Origin of the sequence: Flavobacterium sp. (genome assembly GCF_035195345.1) — a bacterium.
Lineage (GTDB): Bacteria > Bacteroidota > Bacteroidia > Flavobacteriales > Flavobacteriaceae > Flavobacterium.
The window spans coordinates 1,169,719-1,189,963 of the sequence record NZ_CP136574.1 but is presented as its reverse complement, the minus strand read 5'-3'; the positions used below and the strand labels follow the sequence as shown (position 1 = coordinate 1,189,963).

General features: G+C 32.9%; 15 protein-coding genes and 1 pseudogene. 9 read left to right on the top strand and 7 right to left on the bottom strand.

All coding sequences use genetic code 11. The annotated features are described in order from the left end of the window. Positions 1–6: 6 nt before the first annotated feature. The 3 genes from RSE15_RS05810 to miaB form a co-directional block, all read right to left on the bottom strand. On the bottom strand, positions 7–510 hold the full coding sequence (locus RSE15_RS05810) for an LPS assembly lipoprotein LptE (protein ID WP_324070064.1): 504 nt from the start codon (positions 508–510) through the stop codon (positions 7–9). After that, on the bottom strand, positions 510–1,772 hold the full coding sequence (locus RSE15_RS05805) for a sigma-54 interaction domain-containing protein (protein WP_324070062.1): 1,263 nt from the start codon (positions 1,770–1,772) through the stop codon (positions 510–512). Before RSE15_RS05805 ends, RSE15_RS05810 begins: the two co-directional genes overlap by 1 nt. Before the next feature lie 80 nt (positions 1,773–1,852). After that, positions 1,853–3,301 carry a tRNA (N6-isopentenyl adenosine(37)-C2)-methylthiotransferase MiaB gene (gene miaB, locus RSE15_RS05800; protein WP_324070059.1) on the bottom strand — a complete coding sequence of 483 codons (1,449 nt, stop codon included), beginning with the start codon at positions 3,299–3,301 and terminating at the stop codon, positions 1,853–1,855. Positions 3,302–3,568: 267 nt separating this feature from the next. On the opposite strand from miaB, the gene topA reads away from it, so the two are divergent. The 7 genes from topA to RSE15_RS05765 all read left to right on the top strand — a co-directional run bounded on the left by topA (position 3,569) and on the right by RSE15_RS05765 (position 13,089). Next, a complete protein-coding gene (topA, locus tag RSE15_RS05795) occupies positions 3,569–6,070 on the top strand; it encodes a type I DNA topoisomerase (RefSeq protein ID WP_324070057.1) in 2,502 nt (833 codons plus the stop codon). A 3-nt stretch (positions 6,071–6,073) separates the two neighbouring features. Next, the gene (locus RSE15_RS05790; RefSeq protein WP_324070055.1) at positions 6,074–7,222 is read left to right on the top strand and encodes a formimidoylglutamase; all 1,149 of its coding nucleotides are present in this window, start codon (positions 6,074–6,076) and stop codon (positions 7,220–7,222) included. 154 nt (positions 7,223–7,376) lie between these two features. Then, positions 7,377–8,741: a T9SS ring complex lipoprotein PorK/GldK gene (gene gldK / locus RSE15_RS05785; protein ID WP_324070053.1), complete on the top strand. Its 1,365-nt coding sequence runs from the start codon at positions 7,377–7,379 to the stop codon at positions 8,739–8,741. 52 nt (positions 8,742–8,793) lie between these two features. Beyond that, a complete protein-coding gene (gldL, locus tag RSE15_RS05780; RefSeq protein ID WP_324070051.1) occupies positions 8,794–9,426 on the top strand; it encodes a type IX secretion system motor protein PorL/GldL in 633 nt (210 codons plus the stop codon). 48 nt (positions 9,427–9,474) lie between these two features. Continuing rightward, the gene (gene gldM, locus RSE15_RS05775; protein WP_324070049.1) at positions 9,475–11,007 is read left to right on the top strand and encodes a type IX secretion system motor protein PorM/GldM; all 1,533 of its coding nucleotides are present in this window, start codon (positions 9,475–9,477) and stop codon (positions 11,005–11,007) included. Positions 11,008–11,056: 49 nt separating this feature from the next. Next, positions 11,057–11,971 (top strand): type IX secretion system ring subunit PorN/GldN, encoded by a 915-nt coding sequence (gldN, locus tag RSE15_RS05770; RefSeq protein ID WP_324070047.1) that lies wholly within the window; start codon positions 11,057–11,059, stop codon positions 11,969–11,971. Between the two features lie 65 nt (positions 11,972–12,036). Further along, complete coding sequence (locus RSE15_RS05765) at positions 12,037–13,089, top strand: NAD(P)/FAD-dependent oxidoreductase (RefSeq protein ID WP_324070045.1); 1,053 nt, start codon at positions 12,037–12,039, stop codon at positions 13,087–13,089. A gap of 19 nt (positions 13,090–13,108) precedes the next feature. Here RSE15_RS05765 and RSE15_RS05760 read toward each other — a convergent pair whose 3' ends face one another. Then, entirely contained in the window at positions 13,109–13,522 is a 414-nt protein-coding gene (locus RSE15_RS05760) for a DUF983 domain-containing protein (protein WP_324070043.1), read from the bottom strand. Positions 13,523–13,658: 136 nt separating this feature from the next. On the opposite strand from RSE15_RS05760, the gene RSE15_RS05755 reads away from it, so the two are divergent. Then, the gene (locus tag RSE15_RS05755; protein WP_324070041.1) at positions 13,659–15,575 is read left to right on the top strand and encodes an ABC-F family ATP-binding cassette domain-containing protein; all 1,917 of its coding nucleotides are present in this window, start codon (positions 13,659–13,661) and stop codon (positions 15,573–15,575) included. Position 15,576: 1 nt separating this feature from the next. Here RSE15_RS05755 and RSE15_RS05750 read toward each other — a convergent pair whose 3' ends face one another. Further along, positions 15,577–16,440, bottom strand: a complete 864-nt coding sequence (locus RSE15_RS05750; RefSeq protein ID WP_324070039.1) for a GSCFA domain-containing protein — start codon at positions 16,438–16,440, stop codon at positions 15,577–15,579. 177 nt (positions 16,441–16,617) lie between these two features. Between RSE15_RS05750 and RSE15_RS05745 the strand changes: the two genes are divergently transcribed. After that, positions 16,618–16,989, top strand: a complete 372-nt coding sequence (locus tag RSE15_RS05745) for a RidA family protein (RefSeq protein WP_324070038.1) — start codon at positions 16,618–16,620, stop codon at positions 16,987–16,989. Between the two features lie 29 nt (positions 16,990–17,018). On the opposite strand, the pseudogene RSE15_RS05740 reads toward RSE15_RS05745, so the two are convergent. Further along, a pseudogene (locus RSE15_RS05740) lies at positions 17,019–17,396 on the bottom strand (GxxExxY protein). A gap of 123 nt (positions 17,397–17,519) precedes the next feature. Continuing rightward, positions 17,520–20,156, bottom strand: coding sequence for an alanine--tRNA ligase (gene alaS / locus RSE15_RS05735; protein WP_324070036.1), 2,637 nt, complete (start codon positions 20,154–20,156; stop codon positions 17,520–17,522). Between the last annotated feature and the right edge of the window lie 89 nt (positions 20,157–20,245).

The window sequence follows — 20,245 nt, the reverse complement described above, 5'->3', positions numbered from 1 at the left end:
AATTAATTACCATTTTGCTAACGATTCGTTGAAAACATCTTGTGTTATTCGTTCAAAAATCACATCTAAAGCGGTTGTTAATTGAGAACCGACTAATTGCTGATTGGCATCAAAATCATAAAAGAATGAAAATCGTTTTTCAAAATTATCTTCTTCTTTGTTTCGGTTGCTAAATCTAACCATTATTGTTATTGTCAATCTATTTTGTGCAGCTCTTTGATCGGCTGTTGCGGTCATTGGAGTAACTCTGTAGTCTACAATTTCACCCTCATAGAGTAATTCACCACCTTGTGATACTAAATTTAAATTGGTTTGACTTTGTATAATGTCTTGCAGTTCTAAAGTAAAAGTTCTTTCAATTCCTGGTTCCACCAAAGGCGCATTATTTTGAAAATAATTCACTTGAAATGTTTTTGCATCAACAGGTTTTGCTCCAGTAAAATTATAAACTCCACAACTGTTAACTAGAAGTGATATAGTAATACTAAAAGCAATTATTAAATATCTCATTATAAATCGTATTGTTTAATTTTTCTGTACAGAGTTCGTTCTGAAATTCCCAATTCATCAGCCGCCGCTTTTCGTTTTCCTTTATTGCGTTCTAACGATTTTTTGATTAATTCAATTTCTTTCGCTTCTAAACTTAAGGTTTCTTCCTCATCAACAGTTTCTGCAAATAAATAATTTTGATCATCATCTTCCTCTTCGAAAACTTCTGGAACTAAATTGTTTTGTTTTGAAAACATTTCAACTCTTGGTTCTTCTTCAAAAATAGTATTTTCTTCGGGTTTTCCGTAAATTTTCTGAATTAATCCTTTATTTGCTTCTTGTACTTTTGAACTTCCGTTTTGCATCAATTCCATCGTAAGCTTTTTCAAATCGTTCAAATCGCTTTTCATGTCAAAAAGAACTTTGTACAAAATTTCTCTTTCGTTGCTAAAATCACTTTCCGATTTTTTAGTTCCAATCACAGAAGGTAAATTTGCATTTTCCTGAGGTAAATAGGAGTGAAGCGTTTGCAATGAAATTTCACGTTTGGTTTCTAAAACCGAAATTTGTTCAGCCACATTTCGCAATTGACGAATATTTCCGCTCCATCTGTATTTTATCAATAATTGAATCGCGTCATCATCTAATTTTATGGCAGGCATCTTGTATTTGTGCGCAAAATCTGATGCGAATTTCCGAAACAATAAATGAATGTCGTCTTTACGTTCACGAAGCGGTGGTAACATAATGTCAACCGTGCTCAAACGATAAAATAAATCTTCACGAAATTTTCCTTTTTCAATGGCATCAAACATATTCACATTCGTAGCCGCTACAATACGAACATTTGTTTTTTGCACTTGTGATGAACCCACTTTAATGAATTCACCATTTTCTAAAACACGTAATAAACGTACTTGCGTGGTTAAAGGTAATTCGCCAACTTCGTCCAAAAAAATAGTTCCACCATCGGCTACTTCAAAATAACCTTCACGCGTGTTGGTTGCGCCTGTAAAAGAACCTTTTTCGTGACCAAAAAGTTCACTGTCAATTGTTCCTTCAGGGATAGCACCACAGTTTACAGCAATATATTTTCCGTGTTTTCTATGTGAAAGCGCGTGAATGATTTTTGGAATACTTTCTTTTCCTACACCACTTTCACCTGTTACCAATACCGAAATATCCGTTGGAGCTACCTGAATGGCTTTCTCCACGGCACGATTGAGTTTTGGGTCGTTCCCAATAATTTCAAATCGTTGTTTTATAGCTTGTACTGATTCCATATATGTTGTTTCAGGTTTCAAGTTCCAGGTTTAGAAAGTTAACTTGAAACTTTTAAACTTGGAACTTGAAACAAAAAAAATTAATTCATTAATTCTGAATATCCAACCGCTTCTCCAATTAATGTTGCAGCGGTGCAATCTGTGATTTTTACTAGTACGAATTCGCCTACCTTGTAATTTTCTTTTGGGAAAACCACTACGGTATTTTGTGAATTTCTTCCACTCCAATGTGCATCCGAGCGTTTTGATTCTTTTTCAATCAATACTTCTACTTCTTGTCCAATGAAACGTTGTGTTCTTTCTAAACCAATTCTTTGTTGTAAATCGATGATTTCATTTAAACGTCTCTTCTTTACTTCTTCTGGCACATCGTCTTCCATTTTGCGGGCTGCTAATGTTCCTGGACGTTCTGAATACGCAAACATAAATCCGAAATCGTATTTTACATATTCCATCAAACTTAATGTGTCTTGATGATCTTCTTCAGTTTCTGTTGGGAAACCGGCAATCATATCTTGCGATAATGAAATGTCTGGAATAATTGAGTATATTTTATCAATCAACGTCATGTACTCTTCACGGGTGTGTTGACGATTCATTTCTTTTAAAATTCGAGTGCTTCCACTTTGAACAGGTAAGTGAATGTAGTTGCAAATATTATGGTGTTTTGCCATGGTTTCAATCACTTCAACATGCATATCTTGCGGATTCGAAGTAGAAAATCTAAAACGCATTTTTGGAAACAACGTTGCACATTTGTCTAATAATTGCGCAAAATCAACAGCAGTCGCTTTTTGCATTTCAGTAGCTTTCTCATAGTCTTTTTTCAAACCACCACCATACCAAAGGTAACTATCTACATTTTGACCTAACAAGGTTACCTCTTTGAAACCTCTATCGTATAAATCTTGAATTTCGTCAATAATACTTTGTGGTTCACGACTACGCTCACGACCACGTGTAAAAGGAACAACGCAAAACGTACACATATTGTCACATCCTCTTGTAATTGAAACAAAAGCATTAACACCGTTACTGTTTAAACGAACGGGAGAAATATCACCATACGTTTCTTCTTTTGATAAGATTACGTTGATGGCATCTCTTCCTTCTTCTACTTCCGCTAATAAATTGGGTAAATCTTTGTAAGCATCCGGTCCAACCACCATGTCCACAATTTTTTCTTCCTCTAAAAACTGACTTTTCAAACGTTCTGCCATACAACCTAAAACCCCGACTTTCATCGTTGGATTGATTTTCTTAACTGCGTTGTATTTTTCTAAACGTTTACGAATCGTTTGTTCCGCTTTATCGCGAATAGAACAAGTGTTTACCAAAACTAAATCTGCGTCTTCAAGATTTTGAGTAGTATTATATCCGTTTTCGTAAAGAATTGAAGCCACAATTTCGCTGTCCGAAAAGTTCATTTGGCAACCATAACTCTCTATAAAAAGTTTTTTTGTATTTCCTTCTTTTTGGTCAAGCACTAGACTCTGACCTTGTTTGTTTTCATCAATTACCTTTTCCATATCAAAGATTCCTTTAAATCATTCCGAAGTTTCGGATTGCAAAGATAATACTAAAATCTAAAATCTGACAAGATGGCAGAAAAGGTTTAACATGAAATTTTTAAATTATTTTTTCTTCCGATTCTAAGTAGCCGTTTTACATGGATTTTACACCTATATATATAGGTATAATTTAGCCAATATTTAGGGTAATTGAAGGTAAAAAAAAGTTCAGGATGTTAAAATTTAAAAAAAACCTATACTTTTGCCAAACAAACAAAAAGTGAAATGGCAAAGAATTTAGTAATCGTTGAGTCACCAGCTAAGGCAAAAACCATCGAGAAATTTCTGGGAAGTGAGTATCAAGTAGAGTCGAGTTACGGCCATATTGCCGACTTACCTTCAAGAGAAATTGGAGTAGATGTAGAAAATGGTTTTAAACCAAAATATGAAGTTTCGGCGGATAAAAAAACATTGGTGACAAAATTAAAAGGATTAGCTAAAAATGCCGAAATGGTTTGGTTAGCTTCCGATGAGGACCGTGAGGGAGAAGCAATTTCTTGGCACTTATCTGAAGAATTAAATTTAAAACCCGAAAAAACAAAACGTATCGTTTTTCACGAAATTACGAAAACGGCTATTCAAAAAGCAATCGAAAATCCACGAGGAATTGATTATAACTTAGTAAATGCGCAACAAGCGCGTAGAGTTTTAGATAGATTAGTAGGTTACGAATTATCGCCAGTACTTTGGAAAAAAGTAAAAGGTGGTTTGTCAGCTGGTCGTGTGCAATCGGTTTCTGTTCGTTTGATTGTAGAACGCGAAAGAGAAATTCAAAATTTCAATCCAGAAGCTTCTTACAGTATTACGGCTGAATTCACTAACGAAGCTGGAAAAGCATTTAAAGCAAAATTACCTAAGAACTTCGCTACTAAAAAAGAAGCAGAAGATTTCTTAACTAAAAATATGGGTTCATCCTACAAAGTAGGAGATTTAGAAACGAAACCAACCAAAAAATCACCAGCAGCGCCTTTTACGACTTCAACGTTGCAACAAGAAGCGGCTAGAAAATTGTATTTACCTGTTGGAATTACGATGCAAATTGCACAACGTTTATACGAAGCCGGACTCATAACGTATATGAGAACGGATAGTGTAAACTTATCGCAAGAAGCAATGGCAGCAGCTCAAGCTGAAATTACAAGTTACTACGGAAAGGAATTTTCTAAACCAAGAAGTTTTAATACCAAATCAAAAGGAGCACAAGAAGCGCACGAAGCCATTCGTCCAACGGATATGTCGCGTCACACAGTAGCTATTGATAGAGATCAAGCGCGTTTGTATGATTTAATTTGGAAAAGAACATTGGCTTCTCAAATGAGTGATGCTGAATTAGAAAGAACCAACGTAAAAATTGAAGCTAGCAATCATTCAGAAACTTTTACAGCAACTGGAGAAGTGATTAAATTTGAAGGTTTCTTAAAAGTATATTTGGAAGGACATGATGATGATGATGAGGAACAAGAAGGAATGCTACCTGCTTTAAAAATAAACGAAAAACTTGCCAATAATTATATTACAGCTACCGAACGTTTTTCGCGTCCGCCAAGTCGTTACACCGAAGCTTCTTTGGTTAAAAAATTAGAAGAATTAGGAATTGGTCGTCCATCTACGTATGCACCAACTATTTCAACGATTATTGCCAGAACTTATGTTGAGAAAGGTAGTTTTGAAGGTCAAGAACGAAAATATATACAAATCGTTTTGAAAAACAGCGAAGTTAAAGCTCAAGTTTTAACTGAAAATGTAGGTTCGGACAAAGGGAAATTAGTTCCAACTGATATCGGAATTATCGTGAATGATTTCTTGGTTAAAAACTTCAACACAATATTAGATTACAATTTCACAGCAAAAGTAGAGCAAGATTTTGACGAAATTGCAGAAGGAAAAGTGGATTGGGCAAAAATGATGAATGATTTCTACACCCATTTCCATCCTAATGTAGTTGATGTTGAAAAAAATGCCGATAGAGAAAGTGGAGAACGTATTTTAGGTGTGCATCCTGTTTCAGGAAAACAAGTTTCGGTTCGTTTAGGAAAATACGGAGCAATGGCTCAAATTGGAGAAGCTGTTGATGAAAATAAACAATTTGCTAGTTTACGTCAAGATCAAAATATTGGAAATATTACGTTAGAAGAGGTGTTGAATTTATTCTTGCTTCCAAAACAACTAGGGACTTACAAAGGAGAAGAAATAGAAGTAAACAATGGTCGTTTTGGACCGTATGTGAAATTTGGAACCCAATTTATTTCGTTGCCAAAAGGAGTTGATCCAATGGATGTAACTATGGAAACAGCTCAAGGTTTAATTGATGAAAAAGTACAAGCAGATGCTCCAATTGGAACGTATGATAATTTGCCTATTCAAAAGGGTGTTGGTCGTTTTGGTCCTTTTATCAAATGGAACGGCATGTTTATCAATGTGAATAAAAAATATAATTTCGATAATTTATCGCAATCAGATTTGAATGAATTAATTGAAGAAAAACAACAAAAAGATATTGATAAAGTATTGCACGATTGGAAAGCAGAAGGCATCAAAGTGGAAAAAGCACGTTGGGGTCGTTCGGTAATTACAAAAGGGAAAATCAAAATAGAATTAAGCAAAGATGTTGATGCTTCTAAATTGACTTTGGAGCAAGTTCAAGAAATGATTGAAAAGAAAACACCAGCAAAAAAAGCGCCTGCAAAAAAAGCAACAGCTAAGAAAACAACAACAAAAAAGAAATAGCAAATGGTTTTTGATTTTTTGCAACCTGTTTCGGTTTCAGTGGAACAATTTATTTCAAAATTATCTAATCAAACATTAGGTAAAAAAGTTGCGTTGCACACTCAAACCGATTTTCCGGTTTTAGAAAATGTATCGTTAGCTATTGTCACGGTTAATGAATATAGAGGTGCAAATAAAGAAAATGAAGATTTTGCTTTTGAAGAATTTAGAAAACAATTGTACAGTTTATATCCTGGAAATTGGAATGTTTCTATAGTAGATTTAGGTTCTGTTGAGGCAGGTGAAAGTATAGAAGATACTTATTTTGTTGTAAAAAAGCTTGTTGAAGAGCTTGTAAAGAAAAAAATTACACCAATTATTGTAGGTGGCAGTCAAGATTTAACGTACGCAATGTATCGTGCCTATGATAATTTAGATCAAATGGTGAATTTAGTTTCTGTGGATAGTAAATTTGGTTTTGCTAAAGAAGATTCTTTGGTTTACAATTCTTTTTTGTCAAAAATTATTGTTGAAGAGCCAAATAATCTATTTAATTATGCTAATATTGGCTTTCAAACCTATTATAATTCACAAGAAGAAATTGATTTAATTGAAAAATTATATTTTGAAGCTTATCGATTAGGAGAAGTTTCCAATAATATTGCAGTTGCAGAACCTGTTTTTAGAGATGCAGATTTAGTAAGTGTAGATATGAATGCAGTTCAGTCGTCTTATTCTGGAAATAATAAGGAATTTTCTCCTAACGGATTTACAGGGAAAGAAATATGTGCATTGGCACGTTATGCCGGAATTAGTGATAAAGTAACTTCATTTGGAATTTTTAATTTTAATTCAAATACAAACGAAGTCGTTCTAATAACTCAAATGTTATGGTACTTTATAGAAGGCTTTTGTTTTCGTTCAAATGAGTATCCATTTGGTACAAAAGAAAATTATATTAAGTATATTGTCTTAATTGAAGATGAAGAATTGGTGTTTTATAAGAGTAATATAACAGGAAGATGGTGGATAGAAATACCTTTTTTAACACATGTTAACAATAAATTAAAAAGAAATACGTTATTACCTTGCATGCATGAAGATTATTTAGCGGCTTGCGAGCAAGAAATTCCAGAAAGATGGTGGAAAGCCCAAAGAAGAAATATAGCTTAAAAGAGTTGTTTTTTAATATGTTAACGTAAAGTTAATTCAAACGTAAACTTTAAATTTAATAAATTTTGAACTTTTTAAAAAAAATGTTGTTTTTTTCAAAATTATTGAATAGGTTTACGCCCTTAAATAGAAATTATATTTAACCCAAGTTTATATGAAGAAGTTTGTTGCATTATCAGCAATTTTGTCATTATTTATCAGTTGTGGTAAAGGCGATAAAGGAGAATTAGTAGGAGTTAAAGGAAGGAAATGGCATCCTGAAAAACCTTACGGTATGACGTTAATTCCTGGAGGAGCTTTTATTATGGGTAAAGCCGATGATGATTTAGCTAACATTCAAGACGCACCTACAAAAACAGTTACGGTTCGCTCATTCTATATGGATGAAACAGAAATTACAAATAGCGAGTACCGTCAGTTTGTTGAATGGGTAAAAGATTCAACAATTAGAACACGCTTAGCTATTTTTGCTGATGAGCAAGGTAAAAAACCAGGTGATGGAATTGGCGATTTTGCTTTTGCTGACGTTGATCCTGAAAAAATGACTCCTTATGATAAATACATGTATGAGAATTATTATAGTGTAGGTACTGATGATGATATTTATGCAGGTAGAAAATTAAATAAAAAAATTAAGGTAATTAAGGAGCCAAGTAAGTATCCTGATGAATTTTATGTAGAGGTTATGGATTCTATGTATTTACCTGAATCTGAGTCGTATAATGGTTTAAAGACTATAGATGCTTCGAAATTAAAATTTAAATATAATCAAGTTGACTTAAATAAAGCGGTAAAGAAAAAGGGACGTAAAAACTTTTATGAAGATGCACCGCCAATTGAAATATATCCTGATACAACCGCATGGATAAAAGATTTTGCTTACTCATACAATGAGCCTATGCACAACGACTATTTTTGGCATCAAGCATATGGGGATTATCCAGTAGTTGGAGTGTCTTGGAATCAGGCTAAAGCATTTTGTGCTTGGAGAACAATGTATAAAAATGCCTATGTTAAAAAGAAAAAAGGAAGAGATCAGGTAAATTCATTCCGTTTGCCAACTGAAGCTGAATGGGAATATGCTGCAAGAGGTGGAATTGAAGGTGGAACTTATCCTTGGGGTGGCCCTTATGCTAAAAATGACAGAGGTTGTTTTATGGCTAACTTTAAACCTAATCGTGGTGATTACGCTGCTGACGGTGCTTTGTATACTGTAGAAGCTAAATCATATGAGCCTAATGATTTTAACTTATACAACATGGCTGGTAATGTTTCTGAATGGACTGAATCTTCATATTATGCTGAAGCATATGAGTTTGTTTCTACAATGAATCCACATGTAGCAGATAAAAAGAATCAAAGAAAAGTAGTTCGAGGTGGTTCTTGGAAAGATGTTGCTTATTTTATGCAGGTTTCAACACGAGATTATGAGTATGCAGATTCGGCAAGAAGTTATATCGGTTTTAGAACTGTACAAGATTATATGGGTACGGCTACAACAGGTAACAGACCAAAATAGTATTAACCAATTTTATTATATAATTAACTTAACTAACTAAATTTTATTTATTATGGCATTATTAAGCAAAAAAATGATGGGTTTCCTTTATGGAATGGGAGCAGCAGTAGTAATTGTTGGAGCATTATTTAAATTACAACATTGGACTGGTGCAGATATTATGCTTATCGTAGGATTATTAACAGAAGCGGCTATTTTTGCATTATCTGCATTTGAGCCAGTAGAACATGAATTAGATTGGTCTTTGGTTTATCCTGAATTAGCAGGTGGGGAAGCTAAAGCTAAAGATAAAAAAGAAAATCCAGCAGAAGCTCAAGGGTTATTATCTCAAAAATTAGATAATATGTTAAAAGAAGCTAAAATTGATGGTGAATTAATGGCTAGTTTAGGCAACAGTATCAAAAATTTTGAAGGTGCTGCTAAATCTATTTCTCCAACTGTAGATGCTATGGCTGGTCAAAAGAAATATGCTGAGGAAATGTCTACAGCGGCTGCACAAATGGAAGCTTTAAATAATTTATATAAATTGCAATTAGACAGCGCTTCTAGAAATGCTACTGCAAATCAAGAAATTGCTGATAATGCTGCTAAATTGAAAGAGCAAATGCAATCAATGACTTCTAACATTGCATCTTTAAATGCTGTTTATGGAGGAATGCTTACTGCTATGAGTAACAGAGGATAATTAGTTTATCATTAAAAATTTATTAATTAAAACTAATTTAAAGAAAAAATGGCAGGAGGAAAATTAACCCCTAGACAGAAGATGATTAACCTTATGTATTTGGTTTTCATCGCAATGTTGGCATTAAATATGTCAAAAGAAGTATTATCAGCTTTTGGTAATTTTAATGACAAGTTTACAGAGTCAAATAAATTAACTGAAGAAGCTAACAATAATTTATTATCAGCTTTAAATACAAAGGCAGCTGATGAACCAGCTAAATATGCAGAGCCTGCAAAAAAAGCTAAGGATGTAGCTAAGATTTCTAAAGACTTCATTGCGTTTTTAGAAACTGTTAAATCTGAAGTTACTGAAGGTTATACTCCTGATGAAAAGACAGGTAAGTTACCTTTTGAATCTATGGATAAATCAACTATTGATGAAAAATGGTTTAAAGGTGATGGATATAGTCCTAGAGGAACTGAAATTGTTACAAGAATTGATAAATATGTTGCTGATATCAAGAAAGTATTAGGTAATGATGTGAAATATATTCCTTTTATCAAAGAAATTGAAAAGAAATTTTCTACTGCTGATATAGCTAATAAAGAAGGAGTAAAAATTAAATTTTTAGATTATAAGGCTAAAGGTTTTCCAGCAGTATCTACTTTAACTTTTATTACTGCAATGCAGAATGATGTTAAGAATACTGAAGCAGGAGCTTATAATTTATTTTTAGGTAATGCATTGAAAACTGCTGCATCAATGAAGAATTTTCAAGCTATTGTTGTCTTAGAAAAAAATGCTTATTTTCAAGGTGAAACAGTAAAAGGTAAAGTTGTTTTAGGTCGTTATGATGCTAACACAGTCCCTACATCTTTTGATGGTCCTGGTAAAATTGATAATGGTCAAGCAGTTATCTCAATGACAGCTGGTGGAATTGGTGAACAAACTTTTTCAGGAAAATTTGGATTTTTAGAAGATGGTAAAGAAATTCCTTTAAATTTTGAAGGTACTTATGTTGTTGTTCCTCGTCCTAATCAAGCTATTATTTCTGCTGATAAAATGAATGTTGTATACCGTGGTGTTCCTAATCCAATTTCAATATCTGTACCTGGAATTGCCTCTAATAAAGTGAATGCTAGTGCTCCTGGAATGACTAAGGTAGGTGATGGTAAATTTATGTTAAAAGCAGGTTCTGGTAGTGAGGTAAAAATCAATGTTACAGCTACTATGCCTGATGGTAAAGCAATGTCTAGTGCACAAGTATTTAGAATTAAAGGTTTACCAGCTCCAACAGGAAAAGTTGGTGGTTCTGAGAAAAATAAGGGTCCTAAAAACAATTTAGAAGTTTGTTCAGTAACTGCTATTATGGAAGATTTTGATTTTCCAGTAACTGTTAATGTGACTCAATTTAACATTAAAGTTCCTGGTCAACCAACTGTTGTTGTTTCAGGCAATAAAATGGATTCTCGAGCAAGAGCTGTTATTGCTAAAGCTTCAAAAGGTGATGTTATCATCATTAATGAAATTAAAGCTAAGTTTGTAGGTATCGATCAGGAATCTAAGAGAGTATCACCTTGTACATACGAAATACAATAATTTAAATAAATTTGAGTTTATAATATAAACCAAATAAAATATGAATAAAATGAATTGGAGAAATAGTATTGCAATTTTAGTTTTAGTTTTAAGTACTACTACTTTTGCTCAATCAAACTTATTAAACGCTAAGACACCTGATCAAATCGGTAAAAAGACTCAGGCAGAATTAAGTGCAGATAATGACAAGCCACTTCCTTATGGATATGTACATGATCGTGATATTTTAATGGGTAAGCGTATTTGGGAAATAATTGATTTAGATGAGAGAGTTAATTTTCCTTTATATTTCCCTGTTGAAGGTGATGTAATGTCATCTCCTGATAGAAGACCCCTTTATAATGTCTTAGTTAAAGGTATTAAAGATGGTACAATTACTGAAGTTTATGATTCAAGTTATTTTACATCTAAAAAATCTTTAAAAGATATTGAGGCTTCTTTGTTCAAAATTGATACTACTGATGTAGGTCGTGAGCAAATGAATGAAGATATTGAAGCTTACAGAAAAGGTACAAAAAAGATTTCTGAAGAGTATATTAGAAAAACAGAAATTGAGGCATATAATGTTGATGCATACAAGGTGGTTGGTTATTGGTATTTTGATAAGAGACAAGGGGAATTGAAATATCGTTTATTAGGTATTTGTCCAGTTGTTCCTGATGTATATGAAATGGATAATCCAAACCCTGAAATGGTTGAATTGTTTTGGGTATATTTCCCTTCAACAAGAGATATTCTGCATGAAGCTACTGCATTCAATAATAGAAATTCAGCTATGCCATTTTCATTTGACCACATTTTAAATGCACGTCGTTTCAGTGGAGTAATTTACTTGGAAGAGAATGTTTACGGAGACCGTAAAATTGCTGACTATATGAAAGAAAATGCTCAAATGCAATTGTTAGAATCTGATCGTGTAAAAGAGAAGATTCGTGACTTTGAACAAGATATGTGGAATTATTAATAGTATTTCTCCAATTTCATTTAAAAAACTCTTACCATTTGGTAAGAGTTTTTTAATTTTACACCATGATAGATTATATAATCGTAGGAAATGGCTTAGCCGGAATTTCATTTGCAGAAATAGCTTTGCAAAATAATAAATCAATTTATGTTTTTGATAATAATTCACAACCTTCCTCGCGTGTTGCTGGAGGATTATATAATCCAGTTGTTTTAAAACGATTTAGTGAAGTTTGGAAAGCCAAAGATCAAATCGATTTTGCATTTCCATTGTACCATAATATACAATCTAAATTAAATGTGTTTTTTGATTTTGAATTGCCTATTCTTCGTAAATTATATTCAGTTGAAGAGCAAAATAATTGGTTCCAAGCTGCTGATAAACCTAATTTAGCTCCTTTTTTAGATTCCAAATTGGTTACTACTTCTTATAATAGCATTCTGTCTCCTTTTCATTATGGAAAAGTGAAACATACGGGTTATCTTGAAATTTCAATTTTAATTGAAGCGTATACTAATTATTTAAAATCATTAAATTGTTTTTCTTCTGAACCATTCGATTACGATAATATTGATTTTTTAGAAAATGAAGTTCAATACAAAGGCATAAAAGCTAAACATATCATTTTTGCAGAAGGTTTTGGGTTACACTCTAATCCATTTTTTAATGATTTACCTTTGGATGGAACTAAAGGTGAATTACTTATTATTAAAGCCCCCAATTTAAAATTAGATGTTGTTATAAAATCAAGTGTTTTTATGCTACCTATTGGTAATGATTTATATAAAGTTGGCGCAACGTATGATTGGTCTGATAAAACAAATAATCCTACTGAAGCAGGAAAACAAGAATTAATTGAAAAACTGAATGAGTTAATTTCGTGCGATTATGAAATTGTTCAACATTTTGCAGGTGTAAGACCAACGGTTAAAGATAGAAGACCTCTTGTTGGAACGCATCCAAAATATCCGCAATTACATGTTTTAAATGGTTTAGGTACACGCGGAGTAATGCTAGGTCCGTATTTAGCTAATCAGCTTTTTGAACACATTGAAAATCAATTTCCGTTGGAAAAAGAAATTGATATTATAAGATGTTATAAAAAAAACCTAAACTAATTTATTTCGGTTTTTTTGTTTATCGTAATGTAGCTTTCTTTTCTCCTTTATGTTGTTTCCAGTCCTTGTCGTAAGTCATAAACAAATTGATCCAAATATTACGAGATAATCGCATAATTACCGGCATAAACACAATTAATGTAATAATGATTATAATAAAATTGTTGACTAAACTTTTTTCTCCAACAAAAAAATAGGTAATTATAAAAGCAGCAACTCCAAATGCAATTCCAAGAGCATAGCTTACATACATTGCTCCGTAAAAAAATGAAGGTTCCATTTTATATTTGGTTCCGCAATGGTTGCAATTTTCATGCATTTTGTAAACATTCATAACATTATACGGATTTTTGTCTAAATACATGCTTTCTTCATGACAAGTTGGACAACTTCCTGTTAAAATACTATTTAATATGGATCCTTTTTTTAACATTTGCAAAATATTTTACACAAAGGTACAATAACTAACTATTCTATGTGTAACAATTATTACATATATCAATTTGTTTGCTGAATTTTAAGTTTACTTGAATCGTAACTTTTTTACAACAAACATTTAAATTAATTAAATGCTAAACATACATAATTTATCGGTTTCATTTGGTGGAACTTATCTTTTTGAAGAAGTAACTTTTAGATTAGGTTCTGGAGATAGAGTAGGACTAGTGGGTAAAAACGGCGCTGGAAAGTCAACCATGTTGAAAATTTTAGCGAAAGATTTCGCACCTGATTCTGGTCAGATTGCAACTGAAAAAGAAGTTAAAATGGGATTTCTTCGTCAAGATATTGATTTTGTAAAAGGAAGAACCGTTTTAGAAGAAGCTTATCAAGCTTTTGAAGAAATCAAACGTGCCGAATTTCGTATCGATGAAATCAATCATCAATTAGTGACTAGAACTGATTATGAAAGTCAAGAGTATTCTGATTTAATTGAAGAATTGAGCGATGTTACACATCATTATGAAATGTTAGGTGGTTATAATTATGTGGGTGATACCGAAAAAATCCTGTTAGGACTTGGATTTAAAAGAGAAGATTTTGATAATCAAACCGATACTTTTTCAGGTGGTTGGAGAATGCGTATCGAATTAGCAAAATTATTATTACAATCTAACGATATTTTGCTTTTGGATGAGCCAACGAATCACTTGGATATTGAAAGTATCATTTGGTTAGAAGGTTTTCTACGAAATTTCCCAGGTGTAGTTGTTATCGTTTCGCACGATAAGATGTTTTTGGATAACGTAACCAATAGAACTATTGAAATTTCTTTAGGTAAAGCTTACGATTTTAATAAACCGTATTCTGAATATTTAGTATTGCGTCAGGAAATTCGTGAAAAACAATTGGCTACACAAAAAAATCAGGCTAAAAAAATTGAAGAGACTGAAAAGTTAATTGAAAAGTTTCGTGCCAAAGCTTCCAAAGCATCAATGGCGCAATCGTTGATTAAAAAACTAGATAAAGTTGAACGAATTGAAGTCGATGAAGACGACAATTCGGTGATGAATATTTCGTTTCCGGTTTCGCAAACTCCAGGAAGAGTTGTTGTAGAGGCCGAACATGTTACCAAAGCTTATGGTGATAAAACTATTTTAAAAGATATTTCACTTTTAGTAGAACGTGGTAGTAAAGTGGCTTTCGTTGGGCAAAATGGTCAAGGAAAATCAACGTTTATGAAAGCTATTGTAAACGAATTTGAATACGAAGGTTCTATTAAATTAGGACATAATGTGCAATTGGGATATTTCGCTCAAAATCAAGCGGAATATTTAGATGGCGAAATTACGTTGTTGCAAACTATGGAAGATGCTGCATCCGACACAAATCGTTCTAAAGTGCGTGATATGTTAGGTTCTTTTTTGTTCCGTGGCGATGATGTAGAGAAAAAAGTAAAGGTACTTTCGGGTGGTGAACGAAATCGTTTGGCGCTTTGTAAATTACTTTTACAACCGATAAACGTTTTGGTAATGGATGAACCAACGAATCACCTGGATATTAAGTCTAAAAACGTTTTAAAAGCCGCTTTAAAGCAATTTGAAGGCACATTGTTGTTAGTATCTCACGACCGTGATTTCTTGCAAGGTATGTCTAATATTGTGTACGAATTCAAAGATCAGAAAATCAGAGAATATTTAGGCGACATTAATTTCTTCTTAGAACAGAAAAACGCCATAAATATGCGCGAAATTGAAAAGAAAGAAGTGGTTTCGAATGCAAGCAGCAATAAAGTTGTTAAAAATATTTCTTACGAAGACCAAAAGAAAGCCAAATCATTACAAAATAGATTGAGTAAAATTGAAAGTCAAATTCAGCAATTAGAAAAAGATATTCAATTAGATGACAAAGCACTAGCTTCAAATTTTGATAAGCATATCGAAGATGCTACTTTTTTTGCAGCATACGAAAAAAAGAAAAAAGAGTTAGAACAATTATTAGAAGATTGGGAAAACGTACAATTAGAAATTGAAATGCTAAATAGTTAGTTTATTCACTTTCAAAAGATATAAATGGCAACTTTTTTTCAATAGTTGTCATTTTTGTTTTTAAATCCACTAGAAATTTTTGATGACTTGCTGTGTTTGGATTAAACGGTCTGTGCTTTAATCCTTTTTGAATGGAACAAATCTCGTTCATCAGTCCAAATTCTGATTCAGAAATATAATTTTCAAAGAATTTAATCCAAATGTAGTCTATTGCTGTTTGGCTGGGATGCAACATGTCTTCTGCATAAAAACGATAATCCCGTAATTCATCCATCATGATTTCGTAAGAAGGAAAATAGGAGATAGGTGATGTATGATGGTTGATTGTTTTGTGTATTGCGGCAATTAAATGTGCTTTACTTAATGTATTTTCTGTAAATCCGTCTTTTATGTGACGAACGGGTGAAATAGTAAATATAAATTTGCAATTTGGATTAACCGTATGCATTAAAGAAATGATGCTTTCTAAACTTTCTTCAATCAGATGAATAGGTAGTAATTCTTTTATAAATTCTTTTTGCGGCACTTTATGACAATTAGCCACAATTTGTTTAGATTCAATGTTTCGATACACCCACGACGTTCCTAGGGTTATAATGCAATGTGTTACTGTCTCAATTTGTCGATGTGTCAATTCGACCATTAAATTTAAATTATTTAAAAATGTTGCTTTGTCCGGATTTGATAATTCAGAATGCACTTCAAAACAGTGCCATAAATCTTTGTGAAAGAAAATATCATTTTCGGTAAATTTTCTATTTTCAACCGAACGACGAATTAACTTTTCTAAAGAAACGGGATTAAAAATAATTCCAAACGGATTTACAAAAGATTGAAACTTAAAATACTGAAATTTATCCCCCATATTTTCTGCAAAACAGGAACCTATTAGCAAGATTTTCGAATCGTAATTGATTGGAAAACAGCTTTCTTTAACGTTTATTTTGGTGGTAAATTGCAAATCATTTAGGTTTAGGCTTCAAATTTAAACTACTTTTTACAAAAAACGAGTATTTTTACTCAGCATTTAATTAGTTAAAAAATGATTGAAAAACAATATATAGAACCCAACGAAGGTTTTTCTCAAACAGTAGTAGTAAAAACAGGAAATTTTAAAACGCTTTACATTTCAGGACAAATAGGGGATGGCATAGATTTACAAGCTCAAACCATTGCCACTTTTCAAAATTTAGAAAGGCAACTTCAAAATTGCAATGCTACTTTTAAAGATGTGGTAAAAATGAACACTTACATCGTAAATTTTAATCCTGAAGTGGATTTACCTATTTTTAGAAAAGTTCGAAAAACCTTTCTAGGAAATGAAAATTATCCAGCAAGCACTTTAGTTGGAATTCAAAGTTTAGGAAGAAAAGAATGGTTGATTGAAATTGAAGCGATTGCAGTAGTGCAATAATTTCTCGCAAAGACGCAGAGTCGCAAAGATTATAAGTTGTTTACTATTCTGACAATTCCTGTTTTTATTAATGGTTCGTTGAAATTAATTAATAAGCCTAATTTTAATCCTGTGATTTTTAAATAGGTTAGTACTTGTTTTGGATGAACTAAGGCAATTTGCTCAACTGATTTTACTTCAATTAGTACTTTATTTTCGACTATTAAATCTGCTCAAAAACCAATATCCATTTTAGCTTCATTCCAAATTACTGGTAATGATTTTTGTCTTTCAACTTTTAAGCCATGAGAAGTTAATTCATAATCCAAAATTGTTTCATAAACTGATTCTAACAATCCCAGACCTAATTGAGTGTGGATTTTGTAACTGATATCGACTATGATTTTAGATATTTCGTTCTCAGACATATTGTTAATTTATTTCTCGCAAAGACGCAGGGTCGCTGAGCTTTAAAATGAGTTTGCTTTTATTACTCGTATTTTCACATAGCATAATTTAGCTTTTACTCTGCGTCTCTGCGCCTTTGCGTGCTATTTCACATACTCAACCGCTTTCTCCAACGCTTCCTTAATTCCACCTACATTTTTTCCTTTTCCTGATGCGAAGAAAGGTTGTCCACCGCCATTTCCGTCTATTAGTTTTCCTAATTCTCTGATTACGTTTCCTGCGTTTAATCCTTTTTCGGCAATTAATTCTTTTGAAATGTAGCAGTGAATATTTGGCGTATTATCTTCAATTGAAGCTAAAAATACAAACGCATTTGGTTTAGAAGTTCCAATAGCTTGTGCTAAATCTTTAGTTGAACTCATCGATAAATCTACTTGCTTTGCTAAAAATTCGATTCCGTTGATTTCTTGGAAATCGGAAACTAACGTATTTTTTAATCCTTCAATTTTTTCTTTTACTAATTGCTCTAATTGTTTTTTCAACTTCGCATTATCATCTTGTAACGAAGCTACCGATTTTAAAACATCTTGTGGGTTTTTCAATACTTCTTTGATTTCCGCTAACGTGTTCTCTTGCGAAGTGTAAAAATCTTTCACAGCATCACCCGTAATTGCTTCGATACGACGAATTCCAGCAGCAACTGCTCCTTCAGATATAATTTTGAAATGCCAAATTTCAGCGGTGTTTTTCACGTGAATTCCACCACATAATTCTTTACTATTTCCAAATTCAATCATACGAACGTTATCGCCATATTTTTCACCAAATAAAGCCATAGCACCTTTATCTAATGCTTCTTTAATTGGAATATTTCTATGTTCTACTAATTGTAATTGTGCTTCAATTTGTGTATTTACACTTGCTTCCACCTGACGCAATTCTTCATCTGAAACTTTAGAAAAATGCGAAAAGTCAAAACGCAAGTAATTTGGATTCACTAACGAACCTTTTTGTTCCACATGTGTTCCTAGAATAGTTCTCAAAGCCAAATGCATCAAGTGCGTTGCGGAGTGATTTTTAGAAGTCGAGATTCTTAAATCAGTATTTACTTTTGCTACAAATCCAGCTTCAATATTTTCTGGAAGTTGTTTTGCAAAATGTAGTATTAAATTATTTTCCTTTTTTGTGTCAATAATCTCAATCGTTTCGTTGGCTGAAACTAACGTTCCTTTATCACCCACTTGTCCACCACCTTCAGGATAAAATGGCGTGTTATCTAAAACAATTTGGTACAAAACACCGTCTTTTTTAGAATCTACTTTACGAATACGAGTGATTTTTACTTCATTTGCTGTTTGATCATAACCTACGAATGTTTCAACGTTTCCTGGGATTAAAACGTTCCAATCTTCAGTAGAAACCTCAGAAGCGGCACGCGAACGTGCTTTTTGTTCTTGCATTGCTACATTAAAACCTGCTTCGTCTAAATCGTATCCTTTTTCACGAAGAATTAAGGCTGTTAAGTCAATTGGGAACCCAAAAGTATCATACAATTCAAATGCTTTTGCACCTGAAACTTCTTTTCCAGAGGTTTCAGCCATTACATTTTCTAACAATTGTAATCCTTGTTCTAAAGTTCTTAAGAAAGATGCTTCTTCTTCGCGAATTACATTCGTAACCAATTGTTGTTGCGATTTGATTTCTGGAAAAAATTCGCCCATTTGGTTGGCTAAAACTTCCACCAATTTATTTATGAAAGGTTCTTTAGTTCCTAAAAATGTAAATCCGTAACGAATCGCACGGCGTAAAATTCTACGAATTACATAACCTGCACCCGTATTTGATGGTAATTGTCCATCAGCAATAGCAAACCCCACTGCACGAACGTGATCAACGATTACACGAATTGCAATGTTGGTTTTGTTTTGATCTTCTGATATGTTTTTTACTTCGTTTGAAGTATATTTTAATCCTGTAATTTCTTCAATTTTGCTAATAAGCGGTGTGAAAACATCCGTATCATAATTTGAAGTTACGTTTTGCATAGCCATACACAAACGTTCAAATCCCATTCCGGTATCTACGTGTTGTGCTGGTAATTTCTCTAACGAACCATCGGCTTTACGGTTGAATTCCATGAATACGTTGTTCCAAATTTCCACAACTTGTGGATGATCAGCATTGACTAAATCTCTTCCTGAAACAGCAGCACGCTCAGCATCCGTTCTCAAGTCGATATGAATTTCAGAGCAAGGACCACAAGGACCTTGGTCGCCCATTTCCCAGAAATTATCTTTTTTATTTCCTAAAATGATACGGTCTTCCGAAACGTATTGTTTCCAAATATCAAACGCTTCTTGGTCAAAAGGTACATTTTCTGCTGGATTACCTTCAAAAACAGAAACATACAAACGGTCTTTGTCTAACTTCAATACTTCAGTTAAAAATTCCCAAGCCCAATCAAGTGCTTCTTTCTTGAAATAATCGCCAAACGACCAGTTTCCAAGCATTTCAAACATGGTGTGGTGATAAGTATCAAAACCTACATCTTCTAAATCATTGTGTTTTCCAGAAACACGAAGACATTTTTGCGTATCGGCTATTCTTTGGCTTTTTGGAGTTCCATTGCCTAAAAAATATTCTTTGAATTGAGCCATTCCCGAGTTGTTAAACATTAACGTTGGGTCATCTTTTAAAACGATAGGCGCCGAAGGAACAATTAAATGTCCTTTTGATTCAAAAAAATTAAGGTATGCTTTACGAATGTCTTGCGATTTCATTATCAATAATTTAGTTCTGTTTTTTACTGTTTATTGTTGGTAGGAAACTACGTGATGCTCTCTAAAAATAGTTCAACTAAAAAATAAAA

Coding starts and splice junctions, on each gene's coding strand:
- alaS (WP_324070036.1), bottom strand. CDS start 20,156: ATGAAATCGCAAGACATTCGTAAAGCATACCTTAATTTTTTTGAATCA.
- RSE15_RS05750 (WP_324070039.1), bottom strand. CDS start 16,440: ATGGGGGATAAATTTCAGTATTTTAAGTTTCAATCTTTTGTAAATCCG.
- miaB (WP_324070059.1), bottom strand. CDS start 3,301: ATGGAAAAGGTAATTGATGAAAACAAACAAGGTCAGAGTCTAGTGCTT.
- gldM (WP_324070049.1), top strand. CDS start 9,475: ATGGCAGGAGGAAAATTAACCCCTAGACAGAAGATGATTAACCTTATG.
- topA (WP_324070057.1), top strand. CDS start 3,569: ATGGCAAAGAATTTAGTAATCGTTGAGTCACCAGCTAAGGCAAAAACC.
- RSE15_RS05745 (WP_324070038.1), top strand. CDS start 16,618: ATGATTGAAAAACAATATATAGAACCCAACGAAGGTTTTTCTCAAACA.
- gldL (WP_324070051.1), top strand. CDS start 8,794: ATGGCATTATTAAGCAAAAAAATGATGGGTTTCCTTTATGGAATGGGA.
- RSE15_RS05810 (WP_324070064.1), bottom strand. CDS start 510: ATGAGATATTTAATAATTGCTTTTAGTATTACTATATCACTTCTAGTT.
- RSE15_RS05805 (WP_324070062.1), bottom strand. CDS start 1,772: ATGGAATCAGTACAAGCTATAAAACAACGATTTGAAATTATTGGGAAC.
- gldN (WP_324070047.1), top strand. CDS start 11,057: ATGAATTGGAGAAATAGTATTGCAATTTTAGTTTTAGTTTTAAGTACT.
- RSE15_RS05760 (WP_324070043.1), bottom strand. CDS start 13,522: ATGTTAAAAAAAGGATCCATATTAAATAGTATTTTAACAGGAAGTTGT.
- RSE15_RS05755 (WP_324070041.1), top strand. CDS start 13,659: ATGCTAAACATACATAATTTATCGGTTTCATTTGGTGGAACTTATCTT.
- RSE15_RS05765 (WP_324070045.1), top strand. CDS start 12,037: ATGATAGATTATATAATCGTAGGAAATGGCTTAGCCGGAATTTCATTT.
- RSE15_RS05790 (WP_324070055.1), top strand. CDS start 6,074: ATGGTTTTTGATTTTTTGCAACCTGTTTCGGTTTCAGTGGAACAATTT.
- gldK (WP_324070053.1), top strand. CDS start 7,377: ATGAAGAAGTTTGTTGCATTATCAGCAATTTTGTCATTATTTATCAGT.